This window comes from Pseudomonas sp. FSL W5-0203, assembly GCF_001896155.1.
GTDB classification, from domain to species: Bacteria; Pseudomonadota; Gammaproteobacteria; order Pseudomonadales; family Pseudomonadaceae; genus Aquipseudomonas; species Aquipseudomonas paracarnis.
In genome coordinates, this window is sequence record NZ_MPOR01000012.1 from 23,319 (window position 1) to 40,471 (window position 17,153).

Genomic DNA, 17,153 nt, shown 5'->3' on the forward strand with positions numbered 1-17,153 from the left:
ATGACGTCCGCACTGTTTATTCCGGAGCTGGGCCAGTTGGCGATGATCCTCGCGCTGTGCTTTGCCGTGGTCCAGGCCGTGGTGCCCTTGCTCGGTGCCTGGCGCGGCGACCGCCTGTGGATGAGCCTGGCGCAGCCTGCCGCCTGGGGCCAGTTTGCCTTCTTGCTGTTCGCCTTTGGTTGCCTGACCTACGCCTTCATGACCGACGATTTTTCCGTCGCCTACGTCGCCAACAATTCCAACAGCGCTTTGCCCTGGTACTACAAGTTCAGCGCCGTGTGGGGCGCCCACGAAGGTTCATTGCTGTTGTGGGCCTTGATCCTCGGCGGCTGGACCTTCGCTGTATCGGTGTTCTCGCGCCAATTGCCGCAAGTGATGCTGGCGCGGGTGCTGGCGGTGATGGGCATGATCAGCATCGGCTTCCTGCTGTTTTTGATCATGACCTCCAACCCGTTCACCCGCATCCTGCCGCAGATCCCGGTGGACGGTCACGACCTCAACCCGTTGCTGCAGGATATCGGCCTGATCGTGCACCCGCCGATGCTCTACATGGGCTATGTGGGCTTTTCTGTGGCCTTCGCGTTCGCCATCGCCGCCTTGCTCGGCGGGCGTCTCGACGCCGCCTGGGCGCGCTGGTCACGGCCATGGACCATCGTCGCCTGGGCCTTCCTCGGTATCGGTATCACCCTGGGCTCGTGGTGGGCCTATTACGAACTTGGCTGGGGCGGCTGGTGGTTCTGGGACCCGGTGGAAAACGCCTCCTTCATGCCGTGGCTGGTGGGTACCGCGCTGATTCACTCCCTGGCCGTCACCGAAAAGCGTGGCGTGTTCAAGAGCTGGACGGTACTGCTCGCCATCGCGGCGTTTTCCCTCAGCCTGCTCGGCACTTTCCTGGTGCGCTCGGGCGTGCTGACCTCGGTGCATGCGTTTGCCTCAGACCCTGAGCGCGGCGTGTTCATCCTGATCTTCCTGCTGTTTGTGGTCGGCGGTTCCCTGACCCTGTTCGCCCTGCGTGCTCCGGTGGTCAAGAGCCACGTCGGTTTCAACCTGTGGTCGCGGGAGACCCTGTTGCTGGGCAATAACCTGGTACTGGTGGTGGCTGCATCGATGATCCTGCTCGGCACCCTCTACCCGCTGGTACTGGATGCCTTGAGCGGCGCCAAGCTGTCCGTGGGGCCGCCGTACTTCAATGCGTTGTTCATCCCGTTGATGGGCCTGTTGATGGTAGTGATGGCGGTCGGCGTGCTGGTGCGCTGGAAAGACACCCCGGTGAAATGGCTGGCGGGCATGCTGATGCCGGTGCTGCTCGGCAGCGTGGCCCTGGCGGTGATCGCCGGGTTTGCCTACGGCGACTTCAATTGGGCGGTACTCGCCACCTTCCTGCTGGCGGCCTGGGTGTTGCTGGCGGGGGCGCGGGACATCGTCGACAAGACGCGCCACAAAGGCCTGATCAAAGGCCTGCCCACTCTGACCCGCAGCTATTGGGGCATGCAGATCGCCCACATTGGTATTGCGGTGTGCGCCCTTGGGGTGGTGCTGTCCAGCCAGAACAGCGCCGAGCGCGACCTGCGCCTGGCGCCGGGCGAGTCCATGGACCTGGCCGGTTACCACTTCATCTTCGAAGGTGCCAAGCACTTTGAAGGGCCGAACTTCACCTCCGACAAAGGCACGGTGCGCGTGGTGCGCAATGGCAAGGAAATCGCCGTGCTGCACCCGGAGAAACGCCTGTACACCGTGCAAAGTTCGATGATGACCGAGGCTGGCATTGACGCAGGTTTCACCCGTGACCTGTATGTGGCCCTCGGTGAACCTCTGGGCGATGGCGCCTGGGCCGTGCGCGTGCATGTCAAACCGTTCGTGCGCTGGATCTGGTTCGGCGGGTTGCTCACCGGGTTCGGCGGGTTGCTCGCAGCGCTGGACCGGCGCTATCGGGTCAAGGTCAAGAGCCGGGTGCGTGAAGCGCTTGGCCTTTCGGGAGCTGCGGTATGAAGCGTTGGTTGATGGTTGTGCCGCTGGCGATGTTCCTGCTGGTGGCGGTGTTCCTGTATCGCGGGTTGTACCTGGACCCGGCCGAGCTGCCTTCGGCGATGATCGGCAAGCCGTTCCCCGCCTTCAACCTGCCAACGGTGCAGGGTGACAAGACCCTGACCCAGGCAGATTTGCAGGGCAAGCCGGCGCTGGTCAACGTGTGGGCCACCTGGTGCATCTCTTGCCGCGTCGAACACCCGGTGCTGAACAAGCTGGCCGAGAAGGGCGTGGTGATCTACGGCATCAACTACAAGGACGACAATGCGGCGGCCGTGAAGTGGTTGGCGGAATTTCATAACCCGTACCAGCTGGATATCCGCGACGAAGACGGCAACCTGGGGTTGAACCTGGGCGTGTACGGCGCGCCGGAAACCTTCTTCATCGATGCCAAGGGTGTGATTCGTGACAAGTTCGTCGGCGTGATCGACGAAACGGTGTGGCGCGAGCAACTGGCCGCCAAGTACCAGGCCCTGGTCGATGAGGCCAAGCCATGAAGCGTTGGTTGACCGCTGCCGTTTTAACCCTGGGCCTGGCCGGCGTGGCCCACGCCGCCATCGACACCTATGAATTCGCCAACGACGCCGAGCGTGAGCGTTTCCGCGACCTGACCCAGGAACTGCGCTGCCCCAAATGCCAGAATCAGGACATCGCCGACTCCAACGCCCCGATCGCCACCGACCTGCGCAGAGAGATTTTCCGCATGCTGGGGGAGGGCAAGGACGACCAGCAGATCATCGACTTCATGGTCGACCGCTACGGTGATTTCGTACGCTACAAACCGGCACTCACCGGCAAGACCGCGCTGCTGTGGTTTGGCCCGGCCGGGCTGTTGCTGGCCGGCGTGGTGGTAATGGCCGTGATCGTGCGTCGGCGCCGTGTCGCACCGATTGATGGCGCCGATGCGCTGTCCCCTGAAGAGCGTAAACGCCTCGACCAATTGCTGGACACCAAGACTGATGATTGATTTCTGGCTCGCAGCCGGTTTGCTGCTACTGATTGCCCTGAGTTTCCTGTTGATCCCTGTGTTGCGTGGCCGTCGTGCCCAGCGTGAAGAGGATCGCACCGCGTTGAACGTGGCGCTGTACCAGGAACGCGTCGCCGAGCTGCAAGCGCAGCAGGACGAAGGTGTGTTGAATACCGCGCAACTTGATACCGGCCGCGCCGAAGCGGCCCGCGAGTTGCTGGCCGACACCGAAGGTGTGGAAAAACCCCGCGAATCGCGGTTAGGCAAACCGCTGCCGTTTTTGGCGGCGTTTCTGGTGCCTGTGCTGGGCGTGGCGCTGTACCTGCATTATGGGGCGAGCGACAAGGTTGAACTGACCCGTGAGTTTTCCCAACCGCCGGTGTCCATGGCCGACATGACCCGCCGCCTGGAACGCGCCGCCGCCGCGCAACCGGATTCGGCAGAAGGTTTGTACTTCCTTGGGCGCGCCTATATGGCCCAGGACCGTGCCGCCGATGCCGCCAAAGTCTTTGAACGTACGGTTGCGTTGGCCGGGCGCCAACCGGAACTGCTCGGCCAATGGGCCCAGGCGCAGTACTTTGCCGACAACAAACAATGGTCGCCTCAGGTTCAGGCGCTGACCGACGAAGCCTTGAAGCTCGACCCCAAGGAAGTCACCAGCCTTGGCCTGTTGGGTATCGCTGCCTTTGAGGGCCAGCGTTATCAGGAAGCCATCGACTACTGGAACCGCCTGCTCGCGCAACTGCCGCCAGAGGACAATTCCCGTGTCGCCTTGCAAGGCGGAATTGACCGCGCAGCAGAGAAGCTCAAGGAGAGCGGTGGCAGCCTGGCTCAGGCGCCCAAGGCGCTGCTGACCGTGCGGGTGGACGTATCTGCCGAGGTGAAAGCCAAGGCCCTGCCAGGCGACAGCGTGTTCATCTTCGCCCGCGCCGTAAACGACCCCCCGGCGCCCTTGGCGGCCAAGCGTGTAACCGTCGACGCATTGCCGGTCACCGTCGAACTGGGCGATGCCGACGCGATGATGCCGCAGTTGAAACTGTCCAACTTCCCCGAAGTCCAACTGGTTGCGCGCATATCCCGGGCCGGCCAACCGACCGCTGGCGAATGGATCGGCCGCAGCCAACCGTTGGCCAGCAGCACCACTGCGCTGCAGCAATTGACCATCGACACTCCGGACCAGTAATTCTGAGGACACACCCATGACCGCATTTGCACGCATCACCCTGCTCAGCCTGGTACTGGGCCTGAGCGCCTGTGCGGTCCACCGCCCACCTGCGGCGCCGACCGGCCCGACTATTCCACCGTCTGGCCCCTCGACCCAGCCGAGCACCAAACCATCTGGCCCGGTGACGCCGCCGCCCAAGCCTCTGCCAAGCAAATCGCCGACCTTCGCCCCACCGCCGGGCGCCGCCAGCCACTGGGACGGCAAGATGCAGGTGTACGTGCTGGATGACCAGCCTGACACCTTCTACCGCCAGCGCACCTACTACCGCTGGAGCAACGGCTGGAGCCGGTCCATCAGCCCCAACGGGCCATGGGAAGAAACCAACGTGCAGGGCGTGCCGCCGGGGCTAAGCAAGCAGTACGCGCAATGACAAAAGGCGACCGTGTTCAGGTCGCCTTTTTTTATTTCCGATTTGAAATGCTCTCCACTGTGGGAGCTGGCTTGCCTGCGATGACTATAGGTATCTACACAACTTTGTAGATTGTAGCCGCCGTTGGGCGGAACCCTAAGTGGCTGTTACCTCAATAACGGATATGTACTCGGTCTGGATCCAACATATTGGTCGGCTGCCAAGCCGCCTTCGCAGGCAAGCCAGCTCCCACATTTGGATCGCAGCGCTTCAGTTGGCCCAGCGTCGGCTGTCAAGCCGTCACGGGAGCAAGCTCCCTCGCATCGCCCTATAGTTGGGCGGCAGCTTGCCTGACAGCCGACACCTGACCAATTGTGGGAGCTGGCTTGCCTGCGATGACGGCCTGCCAGCCGATACCTATCTACCTGACGCCCCGCAATCCAAGTGTGGGAGCGGGCTTGCTCGCGAAGGCGGCCTGACAGTCGATCGGGATGTTGGATCTAACCCGGCGTCCTGTCGGGTTACCCCCGCACTCAAGATGTACTTGGTTCGTCCGCCCGCACCCACTTCACACCGGCGCAGTCTCCTGGCCTTTCAATGTGCGCCTGGCGATGACAATGGCCAGCACCGCCAAGCTGAAGGTGGCCCAGGCCATCAGTTGAGTCCCTCCTACAAATGCCTGTATAGCGTTGCCCATGACTTCACTGGCCTGGTCGTGCGCCAGGGTGGCCGAGATTGCGTGCGCGCCTGCCAAGGTTTCGCTTGCCAGTTGCATTTGCATAGGGCTCAAGAAGTCCGGTAGGTGCAGCGTGCCACGGTAGTACGCCGTCACCAGGCCACCGAGCACGGTGGTGCCGAGTACTACGCCGACTTCATAGGCCGTCTCGCTGATGGCTGACGCGGCGCCGGCTTTGTTGGCTGGGGCGGCCGACAGGATCACGTCGTTAGAGACGGTAGCAATGGCGCCGACGCCAATGTTCAGCAAGGCAAACGCAACCACGATCACCGTCAAACTGCTACCGAGGCTGGCCACCAGCAAAAACGCGCCGGCAGTGAAGGCCAGCAGGATGGGAATCAGGACATTGACCGAGACGCGCTGGGCGACCGGGACGATCAGGATCCCCACCACAATCGCCATGAGCTGGCCCGGTATCAACGCCAGGCTGGCGTTCAAGGGCGACATGCCCAGGACGATTTGCAGCAACTGAGTGGCAAAGAACACGAAGCCGATCATGAAGGCCAGGCTCATCAGGTTAATGGTCACCGAGCCGCTGAACGTCTTGTTGCGAAACAGGCTCAGGTCCATCAAGGGGGTAGGGAGGCGCAACTGACGGCGTACGAATTGCCAGCCGCTCACGATTGCAACGGCCAATACCGCCAGTGCCCAGGCGTCCGGCCCTTCACTGGCGACATGCTTGATGCTGTACACCAGCGCACTGAGGGCGACCATCGAGAGCGCAATGCTGATGACATCCATCGGCCCCGACGCGTCCGGCTCGGACTCAGGCAGCAGCCAGAGGCCGAGGATCAACAGAGGCACCAGCACCGGTACGGCCAGGAGAAAAATCGACCCCCAACTGAAGAACTCCAGCAATATGCCGCCGACCAACGGCCCAAGCGCAGAACCGACGGTCAAGGTGGTTGCCCAGATCGCCACGGCCAGGCGACGCTCTTCCCGGTCCTCGAACACTGAGCGAATCAGCGCCAGCGTTGACGGCATCAACATCGCCCCGAAAACCCCCATGCATGCGCGTCCCACGACCAGCTGCGTGGCGGTGCTGGAATAAGCGGTCATCACCGACACCAGGGTAAACCCCAGTGAGCCGATCAGCAGGAGTTTGCGATGGCCTTTGCGATCCCCCAGGCTACCCATGGAAATGAGCAATCCTGCCAGCATGGGCGGCGGCATGACCTCCGCCACGATGTCCAGGTCTACCGAAGATTGGGCCAAGGCCATGCCGAAGCCGAGAATGGCTGCATGGGGCAATGCCTGACACAGGGCCATCAATTCATTCGGCACATGCACACTCCCTGAACGGCACGCGCCTACTACAATTACGTCGAACGCTATGTTCTAGATCCTTGTTTAAACTGTCAGCTGTAGGATGAAAAACATTCCCATGTAGGAACGTGCTGAGCTTTCTATAGATTGTGAGTAGGGGCGACCATCGAGCATTTGTTTCATGTTGTATCGTTGTTACAAATTTACATACTCACTCAAGTAAGCCCGGAAAGCCTGGTGCACGTGCCGAGCGTGGTGCGCGGTAGGTCACACTCGGGTAATGTGGCCGCCGCCGGCCTGCAAGGGCAGGTTGGCTGGAAATACTTTCCAGCCCTGACGATGGCTTGACGCGCCGAATGCTGACACCGAGGCGCCGGTACAGGTCTGGAGACAAGCGAAGAGGGTGTTTTGATGGCGGGCAGGTTGATCTATCTCATCGGGCCATCGGGGTCGGGCAAGGACAGCCTGCTGGACGCCGCGCGCCCACGCCTGGTCGAGCGTGGGTGTCGCCTGGTGCGGCGGGTAATCACGCGGTCAGCGGAGGCGGTGGGCGAAGCGGCGCAAGGCGTGAGCCCCGAGCAGTTTGCGGCGATGGAGGCCGAGGGTGCATTTGCCTTGAGCTGGCAGGCTAATGGCTTGTCCTACGGCATCTTCAAGGACATCGACGATTGGCTGGCCGCCGGCGACGATGTTTTGGTCAACGGCTCCCGTGCCCACCTGGCGCAGACCCGCGAGCGTTATCCGACCTTGCTGGTATTGCTGCTGACGGTGGACCAAGCGGTGTTGCGCCAACGTCTGATTGCGCGTGGGCGGGAGTCGTTGGCGGATATCGAGCAACGCCTGGCGCGCAATGCGCGGTTCACTGCCGAATTGATCGCAGGTCACGGCGCGGGTTTGTTCGTGTTGGATAATTCCGGCCCATTGGCGCACACCGTTGAACGCTTGCTGTGCTGCCTGGACCACCGGCATTGCGTATGAGCCTGACCCAAGTCCCGGTAGGTTAGGACAACCCCGTCATGTAGTGCCTGATGAGGCCAGGTCTCAGATAAAACCCTGGCACTGAGCTTATTTTTTTCTGATGTGTTTGAGTGGGTTGCTGAATGTTTGAAGTTTAACTGTCGACCCGATTAAATTAACGCTTTGCGCGTTTTTACGTCTGTAGTATCAGGGTTTTAGCGTGATTGATAAGGGGCGGCTGTGCTGCGCTGAATAAACTGTGTGCGGATTTTTTGCGGTCGTGTTTATAGGGTTTTCTTGCAAAGAATTAGCGATGGTGAAGGCGTTTTCAATATGGGAGCTTTATCGGGCTGACTACGGAACAGTCGGCATCGATAACTCCTGTACATGGACGATTCATTTCACTGTTCAGAGTAGTAAAGTGCCATGCATATCCCAGTTAGACAGTCTTTCCAGTCGCATCCCCCTGAGACATTGAACTCCAATTTTTCACCTGATGAGAAGCAAGTTATTCGTTGGGCCAATAATAAAAAATCTTTCACCACGGACCAGGCGGCGAAACATATTACGCGCAGTAATGCGAAGTTTAAGGACAGTAATAGAGATGGAAAAGTTGTGGTGGGGGTTAACTTTTCCGGGGGGTTCAATGCGGCGCAGAAAGAGCGAGCCAGGCAAGCCCTTCAATACTGGGCGGATATCGCCAATATCGAATTTGTTGAAAATGGCTCAAACACCGATGGCAAGATCACTATCAAGGGGACTGGCGGATCGGGAGGCTGGGCAACCTTTCCGTTCGGTCAGCATGCAAAAGTCCAGGCCAATATAGGCACTTCGGGTGGGCAGAACCCGATCATGGGCAGCCACTTTCTGGGTTTGTTGATCCATGAACTGGGGCATACCCTGGGGCTCAGTCATCCAGGTGAATACAATGGCCAAGGCTTCAACTACGAGCGCAGTGCCGAATATGCACAGGACACCAAGGCACGCAGTGTCATGAGCTATTGGGCCGAGACCCATCAACCGGGGCACAAGTTTGCCGGCCGCAGCCCGGCGGCACCGATGATGGACGATGTCGCGGCAGCACAGCGGCTCTATGGCGCCAATACGAAGACCCGCAATACCGACACTACCTATGGCTTCAATTCCAATGCCGGTCGCGAGGTCTACAGCCTCAAGCAGGGGAGTGACAAGCCGATTTTTACCGTCTGGGATGGCGGCGGTAACGATACGCTCGATTTCTCCGGGTTTACCCAGAACCAAACCATCAACCTCAAGGCTGAGGCGTTTTCGGACGTGGGAGGCTTGCGCGGGAACGTATCGATTGCCAAGGGCGTCATTGTCGAAAATGCCATCGGCGGTGCCGGCAACGATACCTTGACGGGAAACGAGGGCAACAATCGCCTTACGGGCGGCAAGGGTGCCGATAAGTTGCACGGCGGTGCAGGGGCAGACACGTTTGTGTATCACCGCATCGGCGATTCGACACCGCAGAACCCAGACGTTATTCAGGACTTCCAAAGCGGGCTCGACAAGATCGACCTCACCGGCGTTCTCCAGGAGGCAGGGATCAAGTCGTTGAATTTCGTTGATAAATTCGGCACAAAAGCGGGAGATGCCGTGCTCGGTCATGACTCGAAGACTGGCCGTTCCACGTTGGCTGTGGATACAACGGGGAACGGCACGGCGGATCTGATGATCGCCAGCCAAAGCCAGATCAAGCAGACGGATGTGATCTGGAACGGTGAGGCGCCGACTGTCACACCGACGCCTGGGCCCACTGTTGTCCCTGTGTCGGAACCCGTTCCGAGTCCCGTTCCCAGTCCCATTTCGGAGCCGACTGACTCCAAGCCTGATCCCAAGCCTGACCCTGACCCACAGCCAGAGCCGAGGCCAAGCCCCGGCCCGGCGCCCCGGCCGGGGAGAAGGTTTATCCAGAAAGTTTTTTCATCGTTCAAGGGGTTTGTAAATAAGGTGCGGTCGATATTCCGGTGAGTCCGGTGGCTATTGGCTAGTCCCTTGATCAGCCCAGAGCATGCCATCGCAGCGTCTGACCAACAACACGCGTACCTTTCACCGCCTTGAGCTTGCAGCTTTTCCTGACGGTGATTGCCTGGGAATGCCAGCCCCTGCAACCCAACGATTGCGCTTGCACCTTTGTGCCGTAGCGCCGCTCTCCCGGTTACCTCTGTCCAGGCTTGGACGCGCGCATCACCGCGTTCAAGCCTGCCTGCCGTACGTTTTCTCCCTTCAGCCGTGTCCTTTGCAGCGGGCTATCAGCGCTCGGTGATCGTTCTGCTTCGTCGCTTCATAGGGCGCCTGCAAGGCTCTGCTCAACCGTCGAACACTCCCGTTGAGGCACACACTGGCCGTATTGCAGTGTGTTTTCATGTTTCAGTTTTGGAGCGTCAGCCGGATCGGTTGTTGCAGTACATTCAATGACCGTCCTCGGCCAGACTAAAGCCGTTGTATGAGCACTGCAGGTTTTTTCTTTCAATACGAACTCTGCTATTCGTCTGTGCATTGGGTTGTTGTGTAGGACGGGTTAAAAGTTGCCAGTCGGGTATAGGTTTTTGGGCGATTGGGGTGTTGTCTGATTGTGAATAACGCTTTGCAATAAAAATTATGTAAAGTGTGTTTGTGAGGTTTAATGTTCATGCAAAACAAAGAGTTATCATGTTTGCGGTTAAAGTGCTATCTGTTCTGGAGTTTCGGAAGTTTTCAAGTATAAGATTAAAGTGTTTTTAAATTTTAGAGTGTGTCGAGTTGAATTATTTCACCGCTGGTGTACGGCAGGGGAGTGTGCGAATTTAACGCTGTGCCGATAACTACTGCTGCTCTTGGTGGGCGGGAATCGGTATCTCGAACGTGCTGATGTTACAGCCTCGAGTCTGATTTTTATGAGGACGTTGGTTTATGAGAGTGCCAGGACCATCCACACCTAATATTGTTATACCCAAGGAACCAGCTCTTAATAGCAGTATCAGCCCAGAAAGCCCTGCCGGGGCCTATACACGCAATAGTAAAAAGCCGATGTTTACTACGGAACAGGCGGGAAAACACATCACCCGCAACGGTTTCAAGGTTCATGATAATAATGGTGACGGCAAAATTACCTTGTCCGTTCGCGTCTCCAAGGGCTTTACCCCGCAGCAGGCAGAGCAGGTCAGGCAGGCACTGCAATCCTGGCAGGATGTCGCTAACGTTACATTTACTGAAAAACCGCAACATTCAGACGGTCATGTTGATATCAGTGAAATGCCCGGAACACCGGGGGGAGTGGCCTCACTGCCTGATAAGTTCATGACTCGAACCTTCGTAAATATTGGAACGGCGAATGCGGGGGCGAACCCTCCACTGGGTCATTATTTTCGCGGAGTGCTTATCCATGAAATAGGTCATTCAATCGGCCTGGAACACCCGGGGCGTTATGATGGTTTTGGTAACTATGGGCGTGACGCAGTCTATGCAGGGGATACTCGAGCGCGTTCGGTGATGAGTTACTATTCAGAAAAAAACCAGCCAGGCCACGACTTCAAATTGTTGAACCCTTCTGCGCCGATGATGGATGACATCTCGGCTGTCCAGAAACTGTATGGGCCGAATACCAATACGCGCAATACCGATACAACCTATGGGTTTAATTCCAATACGAACCGTGAAGCGCTTAGTTTGAAGTCGCCAAATGACAACCCTGTTTTTTGTGTGTGGGATGGTGGTGGGAAAGACACGTTGGATTTCTCTGGGTATTCACAGCCTCAGAAAATCAATCTCAATGCCGAGTCTTTTTCGGATGTCGGTGCGTTGAAGGGTAATGTCTCCATAGCCAAGGGCGTCACACTGGAAAACGCGGTGGGCGGCAAGGGAGATGACGCTCTCATAGGTAACCAGGTCGCCAATCGTCTCAAAGGGGGCGGTGGAGCAGACCGGTTGTCAGGGGGAGGGGGGGCAGACACTTTTGTCTATGACCATGCCAATGATTCCACGCCGGATAACCCCGATGTAATTCTGGATTTTGAAAGTGGTGCAGACAAAATTGACGTCTCCGGGGCTTTGAAAAGGGCCAATCTCAGTGCGCTTAAATTCGTTGATCGCTTAACGGGTCAACCCGGCCAGGCTGTGATGAGTTACAGCGAGGGCAGTAATGAGGGAAGTCTGGCCCTGGACCTGACGGGCAACGGCAAGGCTGACCTGTTCGTAAAAAGCATCGGCCGGATAAACGCGGGTGATGTCGTGGCACACGGCGATACCCCTACGCCAAACCCTGAACCGAAAGACCCCAAGCCTGCGCCGCGGCCTCAATTCGACGAGCCCAAAACCAAGCCTGAGCCCAAACCGAAGGAGCCAAAGCCTGAGGAGCCCAGGCCAAGTCCAGACCGCTGTGAGCCGAAGCCACAGCCAGACCCTTGTGAGCCGAAGCCAAGTCCAGACCGCTGTGAGCCGAAGCCACAGCCAGACCCTTGTGAGCCGAAGCCAAGTCCGGACCGCTGTGAGCCGAAGCCACAGCCAGACCCTTGTGAGCCGAAGCCAAGTCCGGACCGCTGTGAGCCGAAGCCACGGCCAGAGCCTTGTGAGCCGACGCCACGTCCAGACCTGTGTGAGCCAAAGCCGCGCCCGTCCCCGCGTGAACCCAGGCCACGGCCTGAGACCCGCGAGCCGACGCCACGTCCAGACCCGTGGGAGCCAACGCCACGCCCGAAGCCGCGTGACCCTCGGCCACGCCCGGAGACCCGCGAGCCGACGCCACGTCCAGCCCCGTGGAAGCCCACGCCACGCCCGCACCCGCGTGACCCTTGGCCACGCCCGGAGACCCGCGAACCGACGCCACGTCCAGACCCGTGTGAGCCCATGCCGCGCCCGAACCCGCGTGAGCCCCGGCCATGGCCGGTGACCCGCGAGCCGACGCCTCGTCCAGATCCCTGTGATCGGCAACCGGATCCTTGCGAGCCGAGAGCTGCCAGTCGAAACGATCAGTCGGCGTATTCAGCGCGGTCTTGGAACGGGCGCCATTCACCGGCAGCCGCACGCTGAATACGTTCAAGTAGCGTGCTGCTTTTATAAGTAAAAAAGTCGCGCTGATTGCTCGATTTAAATCGAGTCTGTTGCAAAATCAAATCATGTATTACGCAGTGTATAAGTGCAAACAATCAGCAATGGCTTGATGTTCGTCAGTAAAGCGGGTGCTGTGATACTTATATAAAGATTGGTTTGTCGGGTAATTAATTTTCTTGGGTTGTGAATGGTTGAATGGGTGGGCGGTTATGCACGGACTGGCCGTAGCGGCTCGGAAGGGGAGGTTGATCGACTTAAAGATTTGAATGGCTATTAATGAAGTTGGATGTCTAGGAATTCACCGGTGACTTACGTGTGAAGTGTTGTGTTGTTGTTTTTAACTAACTGAGAAACGTGATTATGATCAATGCAAATACACCCGCTGCAAATTATTATGTGCCCACACCGAACGCGGCCCCTCAGCCGTCTCAGGTGCTACGTTCTGGCAATCCAGCTGAAAGTGAGGCTGCCAGTTTCCTTCATCGCGACGCGAACTTAGCAGCCGACAAACAAGCCTCAACAAACTCTCAATTGCTTAATCTTTCTGCTCCGCTGATAGGGGCACGCACTCATCAGCAGCGAATGTATGGATTGAGTCTAAACTCGGGGCTGCTTCGACTTGGAGACATCCATTCCGGCAACGTGGTGACGGCCCGTTGCTATCCGATGGCAGAGGAAAATACCAAACCCACTCCTGAGCCCCGGCCAAACGGCGGTACCAAGCCGGCAGCCGATCAGCCCCAGCCAAACGGCGGTACCAAGGGGGCAACAGATCAGTCTCAGCCAAACGGCGGTACCAAGCCGGCAGCCGATCAGCCCCGGCCAAACGGCGGTACCAAGCCGGCAGCCGATCAGCCTCGGCCAAGTGGCTACACCACGCCAGTAAGTGATAGGCCCAAGCCCAACATCGACACCACGCCAGTCGGTGGTAAGCCCAAACCCAGCGTCGACACCCTGCCAGTCGTTGATAAGCCCAAACCCAGCGTCGACACCCTGCCAGTCGTTGATAAGCCCAAGCCCAACGTCGACACCCTGCCAGTCGTTGATAAGCCCAAGCCCAACGTCGGCACCCTGCCAGTCGTTGATAAGCCCAAGCCCAACATCGACACCATGTCAGTCGTTGATAAGCCCAAGCCCAACGTCGACACCCTGCCAGTCGTTGATAAGCCCAAGCCCAACATCGACACCCTGCCAGTCGTTGATAAGCCCAAGCCCAACATCGACACCCTGCCAGTCGTTGATAAACCCAAGCAACCCCGACACCAGAACCGATGACACCACCTATGGATTCAACTCGAATACTGGCAAGGCGGAAACGACCCTGACGTCCGCGGCCGATAAGCCAGACTTCAACGTATGGGATGAGCGTGGGAACGATACCTTTGATTTCTCTGGCTTCAAGCAGGATCAAATCATCAACTTGCGCGGTGGTTCGTTTTCCAGCGTGGGGGGGCTGAAGGAAAACGTCAGGATCGGCGAGAAGACGGTGATCGAAAATGCTGTGGGGGGCCATGGTAACGATCGCATCATCGGTAACAGTGCGGATAATGTGCTCACCGGTGGCGCGGGGGCCGATACGTTGGTGGGCGGCGGCGGTTGGAACACCTTCAAGTTCAACGCCTTTAGCGATTCAACCCGTGCCAATGCCGACTTGTTGTTGGACTTCAACACGGGGCAGGACAAGATCGACCTGTCGCAAATGGTGCTCGACGGCAAGGTAGCGTTGAACTTCGTCGAGAACTATACGGGGGCGGCAGGCGACACCATCATCAAGTTTAATCCGCAAACGGGACGTTACTTGCTGGCGGTCGACCTGGATGGCGATGGCAAGACCGACTTCCTGATCAAAAGCACCCGAATGATCAGTCCAGAAGATGTCATCGGGCTCAACATCAAAGAGGGCAGTTATCTCTAATGCCTTGATCGCGCGCCTTTGACGGGCGCCACTGCTGGAAGCAAGGCGGGGGCGGGACTTACTCACGTGTTGATTAAGTCCCGCCCTTTTGTGCGTTTTGAAGTGGCGCACGGGCTCGTCAGGACGCTTGGACGGTGGCCAACGCGGCTTTACGTGCAACGCTCATGAAACGCAACAACGCAACCAGCGCAAATGCACTGCCCACCAGCATGACGGCCAACCAGCCGCCATGTTCATACACGCTGCTGGCAATCGCTGAACCGAACGCACCGCCGATAAAAATGCTGGTCATGTACAGCGCGTTCAGGCGGCTGCGGCTGTTGGCATCGAGGGCGTAGATGGCGCGCTGGCCGAGGACCATATTCATCTGCACGCAGAAGTCCAGAACCACACCGGTGACTGCCAGGCCGATCACGCTGTAAAGCGGGTGTACCAACGCCGGCAGGAAACTCAACGCGCCAAACAGCATCGCCAGCAACGAGGCGCGGTGGGTATGGCCGGCGTCGGCCAGGCGACCGGCCATGGGCGCGGCGATGGCGCCAAGTGCACCGACCAGGGCAAACAGTGCGATCTCGCTTTGGCTCAGGCCGTGGTTACGCGCCAGTTCCAGTGGTACGGCAGTCCAGAACAGGCTGAAGGCGGCGAACATGCAACCCTGGTAGAACGCCCGCTGGCGCAACAGCGGTTGTTCACGCAACAGGGTGCCCAGGGAGCGCAGCAACTGGCCGTAGCTGGCACTGTGATCGGGCTGGCGCTTGGGGATTGTCAGCATCAGCACCACGCTGATGAACGCCATCAGTGCGGCGGCCGCCATGAACATCGCACGCCAGCCGAAGTGATCGGCCACCACGCTCGACACTGGCCGTGCCAGCAGGATGCCCAGCAGCAGGCCGCCCATGATGCTGCCGACCACCCGGCCCCGGGACTCGGCCGGCGCCAGGTGTGCGGCCAGCGGAATCAGGATCTGCACCGAGACGGAACTGAAGCCGATCAGCAGCGACACCAGCAGGAACAGGTTTGGCTGTTCGATAAACGCCGCACCCAGCAGGCTGGCGATCGCCACGACGGTGGTGGCGATCATCAGCTTGCGGTTTTCCAGCAGGTCGCCCAGAGGCACCAGGAAAAACAGGCCCAGGGCATAGCCGATTTGCGTGAGGGACACGATCAGGCTGGCCATTGCCGGCGTCAGGCCAATGTCCGGGGCAATCAGCTCGATGATCGGTTGCGCGTAGTAGATGTTGGCGACAATGGCGCCGCAGCAAAACGCGAACAGCATGACCATGCCCCGGGTCATGGTGCCTGCAGCGTGAGAGGTTGTGTTCATGGTGTACTCATAAAGGCGAAGGACGATGGCGTGAGAGAGTAAAGACAAGGCTCGCAAGTGAGTAGGCTGCTTGTGGTGATATCACTTATGCGGGCTGATGATACATTCAGACACATCTGCCCTACGCAAAAAAGTGGGAGCTGGCTTGCCTGCGATGGCGGTGCACCAGTCACCAGAAATATGACTGATAGATCGCTTTCGCAGGCAAGCCAGCTCCCACAGGTTTGACCGAGTTGATTCAGTCAGATGGATTATTGGCCAGAGTAGATCTGGTCAAACACCCCGCCATCATTGAAATGGGTCTTTTGCACTGTGCGCCAGTCGCCGAAGGTCTTCTCCACCGACAGGAAGTCCACCTTGGGGAACCGGTCGGTGTACTTGGCCAGCACCTTAGGGTCCCGTGGGCGCAGGTAATTGTTCGCCGCAATTTCCTGGCCTTCGGGCGACCACAGATACTTGAGGTAGTCCTCAGCCACCGCACGGGTGCCTTTTTTCTCGACCACTTTATCCACCACCGACACCGGCGGTTCGGCTTCGGCGGAGACGCTTGGGTAGACCACTTCGAACTGATCACGGCCAAACTCACGGGCGATCATTTCCGCTTCGTTTTCAAAGGTCACCAACACGTCGCCAATCTGGTTGGTCATGAAGGTGGTGGTGGCGGCGCGGCCACCGGTGTCCAGCACAGGCGCTTGCTTGAATAACTTTCCAACGAAGGTCTTGGCCTTGTCTTCATCGCCGCCGTTCTTCAACACGTAGCCCCAGGCCGACAGGTAGGTGTAGCGGCCGTTGCCCGAGGTCTTCGGGTTGGGCACGATCACTTGCACGCCATCCTTGAGCAGGTCGGGCCAGTCTTTCAACGCCTTGGGGTTGCCTTTGCGCACGATAAAGACTGTGGCTGAGGTGAATGGCGCACTGTTATTCGGCAGGCGTGTCACCCAGTTGTCCGGCACCAGCTTGCCGTTATCGACCAGGGCATTGATGTCGGTGGCCATGTTCATGGTGATCACGTCGGCGGGCAGGCCGTCGATCACCGAGCGCGCCTGTTTGCTGGAGCCGCCGAAGGACATCTGCAACGTCAGCTTGTCGTCCGGGTGCTCGGCTGCCCAATGCTTCTGGAAGGCGGCGTTGTAGTCCTTGTAGAAATCGCGCATCACGTCGTAGGAGACGTTGAGCAGGGTGGTCGCTGCCTGGGCGGAGCCCGCCAGGGCCAGGCCGGCGGCCAGTAGGGAGGCGCTGAGGATTTTTTTCACTGCTCATTCCTTGTTGTTCGAGAAGAGGGAGGCAATTTGCCAGCGACTATAGCCGGGCCTTCATAGAGCTTTAAAGATTAAAAAGAA

At 58.7% G+C, this 17,153-nt stretch carries 13 protein-coding genes; 10 read left to right on the plus strand and 3 right to left on the minus strand.

Going from position 1 to position 17,153, the window contains the following annotated elements; all coding sequences use genetic code 11:
- The 5 genes from BOP96_RS13310 to BOP96_RS13330 are packed head-to-tail and all read left to right on the plus strand — an operon-like array spanning nt 1 to nt 4,587.
- Nucleotides 1–1,989 (plus strand): heme lyase CcmF/NrfE family subunit, encoded by a 1,989-nt coding sequence (locus tag BOP96_RS13310; protein WP_014717704.1) that lies wholly within the window; start codon nt 1–3, stop codon nt 1,987–1,989.
- A complete protein-coding gene (locus BOP96_RS13315) occupies nt 1,986–2,522 on the plus strand; it encodes a DsbE family thiol:disulfide interchange protein (RefSeq protein WP_014717705.1) in 537 nt (178 codons plus the stop codon). The genes BOP96_RS13310 and BOP96_RS13315 overlap by 4 nt, the downstream gene beginning before the upstream one ends.
- Nucleotides 2,519–2,992, plus strand: coding sequence for a cytochrome c-type biogenesis protein (locus tag BOP96_RS13320; RefSeq protein ID WP_019820370.1), 474 nt, complete (start codon nt 2,519–2,521; stop codon nt 2,990–2,992). The genes BOP96_RS13315 and BOP96_RS13320 overlap by 4 nt, the downstream gene beginning before the upstream one ends.
- Nucleotides 2,985–4,175: a c-type cytochrome biogenesis protein CcmI gene (ccmI, locus tag BOP96_RS13325; protein WP_073453041.1), complete on the plus strand. Its 1,191-nt coding sequence runs from the start codon at nt 2,985–2,987 to the stop codon at nt 4,173–4,175. Before BOP96_RS13320 ends, ccmI begins: the two co-directional genes overlap by 8 nt.
- Nucleotides 4,176–4,191: 16 nt before the next feature.
- Nucleotides 4,192–4,587 (plus strand): hypothetical protein, encoded by a 396-nt coding sequence (locus tag BOP96_RS13330; protein WP_005786516.1) that lies wholly within the window; start codon nt 4,192–4,194, stop codon nt 4,585–4,587.
- A gap of 547 nt (nt 4,588–5,134) precedes the next feature.
- Here the strand turns inward: BOP96_RS13330 and BOP96_RS13335 are convergent.
- A complete protein-coding gene (locus BOP96_RS13335) occupies nt 5,135–6,586 on the minus strand; it encodes an MFS transporter (RefSeq protein WP_032902972.1) in 1,452 nt (483 codons plus the stop codon).
- 393 nt (nt 6,587–6,979) lie between these two features.
- On the opposite strand from BOP96_RS13335, the gene phnN reads away from it, so the two are divergent.
- The 5 genes from phnN (at nt 6,980) to BOP96_RS30515 (ending at nt 14,489) form a co-directional block, all read left to right on the plus strand.
- A complete protein-coding gene (gene phnN, locus BOP96_RS13340; RefSeq protein WP_073453043.1) occupies nt 6,980–7,546 on the plus strand; it encodes a phosphonate metabolism protein/1,5-bisphosphokinase (PRPP-forming) PhnN in 567 nt (188 codons plus the stop codon).
- 405 nt (nt 7,547–7,951) lie between these two features.
- The gene (locus BOP96_RS13345; protein ID WP_073453045.1) at nt 7,952–9,517 is read left to right on the plus strand and encodes a M57 family metalloprotease; all 1,566 of its coding nucleotides are present in this window, start codon (nt 7,952–7,954) and stop codon (nt 9,515–9,517) included.
- Nucleotides 9,518–11,086: 1,569 nt separating this feature from the next.
- Entirely contained in the window at nt 11,087–12,553 is a 1,467-nt protein-coding gene (locus BOP96_RS30765) for a M10 family metallopeptidase C-terminal domain-containing protein (protein ID WP_272949434.1), read from the plus strand.
- Between the two features lie 687 nt (nt 12,554–13,240).
- Nucleotides 13,241–13,849, plus strand: a complete 609-nt coding sequence (locus tag BOP96_RS30510; RefSeq protein ID WP_238346840.1) for a hypothetical protein — start codon at nt 13,241–13,243, stop codon at nt 13,847–13,849.
- Complete coding sequence (locus tag BOP96_RS30515) at nt 13,812–14,489, plus strand: M10 family metallopeptidase C-terminal domain-containing protein (protein ID WP_238346841.1); 678 nt, start codon at nt 13,812–13,814, stop codon at nt 14,487–14,489. The genes BOP96_RS30510 and BOP96_RS30515 overlap by 38 nt, the downstream gene beginning before the upstream one ends.
- A 118-nt stretch (nt 14,490–14,607) precedes the next feature.
- On the opposite strand, the gene BOP96_RS13360 is transcribed toward BOP96_RS30515, so the two are convergent.
- Together BOP96_RS13360 and BOP96_RS13365 are read right to left on the minus strand one after the other, a co-directional pair.
- On the minus strand, nt 14,608–15,813 hold the full coding sequence (locus tag BOP96_RS13360; RefSeq protein WP_073453049.1) for an MFS transporter: 1,206 nt from the start codon (nt 15,811–15,813) through the stop codon (nt 14,608–14,610).
- Between the two features lie 251 nt (nt 15,814–16,064).
- Nucleotides 16,065–17,066: a sulfate ABC transporter substrate-binding protein gene (locus BOP96_RS13365; protein ID WP_014717712.1), complete on the minus strand. Its 1,002-nt coding sequence runs from the start codon at nt 17,064–17,066 to the stop codon at nt 16,065–16,067.
- Between the last annotated feature and the right edge of the window lie 87 nt (nt 17,067–17,153).

Coding starts and splice junctions, on each gene's coding strand:
- BOP96_RS13345 (WP_073453045.1), top strand. CDS start 7,952: ATGCATATCCCAGTTAGACAGTCTTTCCAGTCGCATCCCCCTGAGACA.
- ccmI (WP_073453041.1), top strand. CDS start 2,985: ATGATTGATTTCTGGCTCGCAGCCGGTTTGCTGCTACTGATTGCCCTG.
- BOP96_RS30765 (WP_272949434.1), top strand. CDS start 11,087: ATGGATGACATCTCGGCTGTCCAGAAACTGTATGGGCCGAATACCAAT.
- BOP96_RS13315 (WP_014717705.1), top strand. CDS start 1,986: ATGAAGCGTTGGTTGATGGTTGTGCCGCTGGCGATGTTCCTGCTGGTG.
- BOP96_RS13330 (WP_005786516.1), top strand. CDS start 4,192: ATGACCGCATTTGCACGCATCACCCTGCTCAGCCTGGTACTGGGCCTG.
- BOP96_RS13320 (WP_019820370.1), top strand. CDS start 2,519: ATGAAGCGTTGGTTGACCGCTGCCGTTTTAACCCTGGGCCTGGCCGGC.
- BOP96_RS30510 (WP_238346840.1), top strand. CDS start 13,241: ATGGCAGAGGAAAATACCAAACCCACTCCTGAGCCCCGGCCAAACGGC.
- BOP96_RS13310 (WP_014717704.1), top strand. CDS start 1: ATGACGTCCGCACTGTTTATTCCGGAGCTGGGCCAGTTGGCGATGATC.
- BOP96_RS13360 (WP_073453049.1), bottom strand. CDS start 15,813: ATGAACACAACCTCTCACGCTGCAGGCACCATGACCCGGGGCATGGTC.
- phnN (WP_073453043.1), top strand. CDS start 6,980: ATGGCGGGCAGGTTGATCTATCTCATCGGGCCATCGGGGTCGGGCAAG.